The sequence below is a fragment of the Leisingera sp. F5 genome (assembly GCF_001593695.1).
In genome coordinates this window covers 1-2221 of the sequence record NZ_LUKH01000520.1, presented here as the reverse complement: position 1 = coordinate 2221, position 2221 = coordinate 1, and the positions used below count along the sequence as shown (strand labels likewise).

The window sequence follows — 2221 nt, the reverse complement described above, 5'->3', positions numbered from 1 at the left end:
AGATCTTGGCAACACCCTGTGCCTGGCCAAGCGATTGCAACTGGTCGGCTTCCAGCCCCACATGCAGCACGCCGTCCATCACGGCCATCGTGGCAGGCACCGCGCCGCCATCACGGATGTCCTGTTCCACCTGCGCGGCGACCTCGACATTCTGCGGGTAGGGCATGCCGTGGGTGATGATGGTGCTTTCCAGTGCAACAATGGCGCGGCCGTCTGCCTTGGCGGCTTGGACCTCGGATGAATGGCGGATCTCGATCACAGCGGGGGTTCTCCTGAAACATAGGTTGCCGCAGCCTTGAGGGCTGAGGCCAAAGCGGTCTTGCGGTCTTCTCCTCGTGCCTCGGCAACGATATGGGCGGCCATGAAGGTATCGCCTGCGCCGGTCACCCGGGCGACGGTCACACGGGGCGGAACAAGGGTGATGGCGCCTTGGACATCGGCCAGGGTGGCAGAGGAGCCGCCATCGGTTACCAGCACCCGCGCGGCGCCGCGATCCAACATGGCCTTGGCGGCCGTTGCGCTGTCGGTGAATTCGGCCTGGCACAGGATGCCAGCCTCTTCCAGATTCACATAGAGCGTGCCGCGGGTGCGGTTGAGGAAGGGGCGCAGCCGTTCCGCCTTGCCCGGAGACGCAGGTGCGACCCGCAGATCAGCCTTGGCAAAGGCGGGGCTGGCGACGATGTCATCCAGCAGCGACAGGGTCAGGTTGCCATCCAGCGCAACCTGGCCCTGATAAGGAGCGTCTTTGGTGCCGAGCGCGCCGTCGGACAGCGGACGCAGGATCTTGCCGCCCGCGGCCTCCAATGAGTGGGCATCGGCGATGGCGGCAATCAGCCCGTTGGCGCCTTCCACGGCCATGTAGCGGTCAGTGGGCAGATCCTCGGAGCGGTAGATGAAGTCCGTGATCAGGCCGAAGTGGCCGCAGGCGTGGATCAGCTCGTCGCCTTCGGGGTCGCGGCCTACGGCTGTCAGCAGCCCGGGCTGCATCCCGAAACGCGAAAGAGTCATGGCGATATTCATGGCAACGCCGCCGGGCAGCCGGGTGATGCGCCCGGGCATGTCCGAGCCGCGCTGCATTTCCGTTCTGCAACGGCCGATGATGTCCCATAGGACCGATCCGATGCACAGGATAGCGGGTGTCCGGGAATTAGAGGCTTGTGTCATAATGACCTATTGCCGTCTTTACCGGGCCTCTGCAAGCGGCTTCACTTTTCAGGCACCGCAAAGGTCAAGGCGGCCCAATGGCTTTCCCACACGTAATTTTTGCCCTTCGGGGCAGGGCGCAGGACCACGGCGTCCAGCAGGTAGCTATGCCCGGGAGCCAGTGAAATGATGGTCTCTCCCCTCACGTCTGTCAGCTGGGTACTTATGGTAACACTGCCGTCCGGCGCTTTTGCAAAGATCTCAACCTGTGCTTCAGGGCGTGGCTTGCCTTGATACAGCACCTGAACCGGAAGTCCCGTTGCCAGACCATCGGTATAGGGATTGGCGAGGGCAACGAACTCGGTCTCCAACCCGGTGGCCCGATCGGACCCTGCACCGCTGCCGATGGACGCCAAAGCCTTAGCATAGCGGGTGTACTGCTCGGCAAAGCCGGCGTCGGGGAGGCCGCGTGCGGTATGCTGACCGGGGATGCCGGCAAAACCCTTGTGGTCAATGAAGGCCTGAAAACCTTCCCAAGTGTCATATGTCAGCGTTTGCGGCTGCGTCTGGTGGATGATCACGGCCAGACCGTCGTCGGTTTCATCGTCGCTGAATGCGGGCATATCGCCCATCCGCCCCACATAGGGGGCAGCTGATCCGCTCTGTATGACCTCGAACCTGGCGATCCGGTGATCCAGATAGGGTTGCTCGGCACCTTTGAATTCCTGCCCATTGCGCAGCCGTGCCACCACGGGATCCCCCGAATTCACTTGATATTTTTCCGGCTCAATCCAAAACTCGTGGGATAACAGCGGGGCGGTTCCCGAAATCAGCCCGGCACAGAGAATTGAGCTGAACAGGCGGTATTGCATGAAAATGTCCTTGGCTGTCGGGCGCAGTGTGACTTGGCTGCGGTTTCTATTTGCGCTGCTGTTTTGTGCGGTTGCAATAGGCGCAGCCAGTGTACGCGCGCACGAGGTCACCCCGGTGATTGCCGATTTCACGGTGGAAGACGGGCAGATTACGCTGGGACTGCGGCTGAACGTTGAGGCCTTCGTCGCCGGGATCAATCTAGACG

General features: G+C 62.0%; 3 protein-coding genes and 1 pseudogene. 1 reads left to right on the top strand and 3 read right to left on the bottom strand.

Going from position 1 to position 2221, the window contains the following annotated elements; all coding sequences use genetic code 11:
* The 3 genes from A2I95_RS32725 to A2I95_RS32715 all read right to left on the bottom strand — a co-directional run.
* Positions 1 to 259 (bottom strand): pseudouridine-5'-phosphate glycosidase (locus tag A2I95_RS32725; RefSeq protein ID WP_291736539.1); only part of this gene is annotated, 259 nt, incomplete at its 3' end.
* Positions 256 to 1164, bottom strand: coding sequence for a PfkB family carbohydrate kinase (locus A2I95_RS32720; protein WP_291736538.1), 909 nt, complete (start codon positions 1162 to 1164; stop codon positions 256 to 258). The genes A2I95_RS32720 and A2I95_RS32725, both read right to left, overlap by 4 nt.
* A gap of 41 nt (positions 1165 to 1205) precedes the next feature.
* A complete protein-coding gene (locus A2I95_RS32715; protein ID WP_291736536.1) occupies positions 1206 to 2015 on the bottom strand; it encodes a DUF4198 domain-containing protein in 810 nt (269 codons plus the stop codon).
* Here A2I95_RS32715 and A2I95_RS32710 point away from each other — a divergent pair.
* Positions 2014 to 2221, top strand: a pseudogene (locus A2I95_RS32710) (HupE/UreJ family protein); the annotation flags it as partial. The gene A2I95_RS32715 and the pseudogene A2I95_RS32710 sit on opposite strands and share 2 nt — an antisense overlap.

What these genes read in the sequence shown, in the direction of transcription:
- A2I95_RS32720 (WP_291736538.1), bottom strand. Translation starts at nt 1,164, where the DNA reads ATGACACAAGCCTCTAATTCCCGGACACCCGCTATCCTGTGCATCGGA.
- A2I95_RS32715 (WP_291736536.1), bottom strand. Translation starts at nt 2,015, where the DNA reads ATGCAATACCGCCTGTTCAGCTCAATTCTCTGTGCCGGGCTGATTTCG.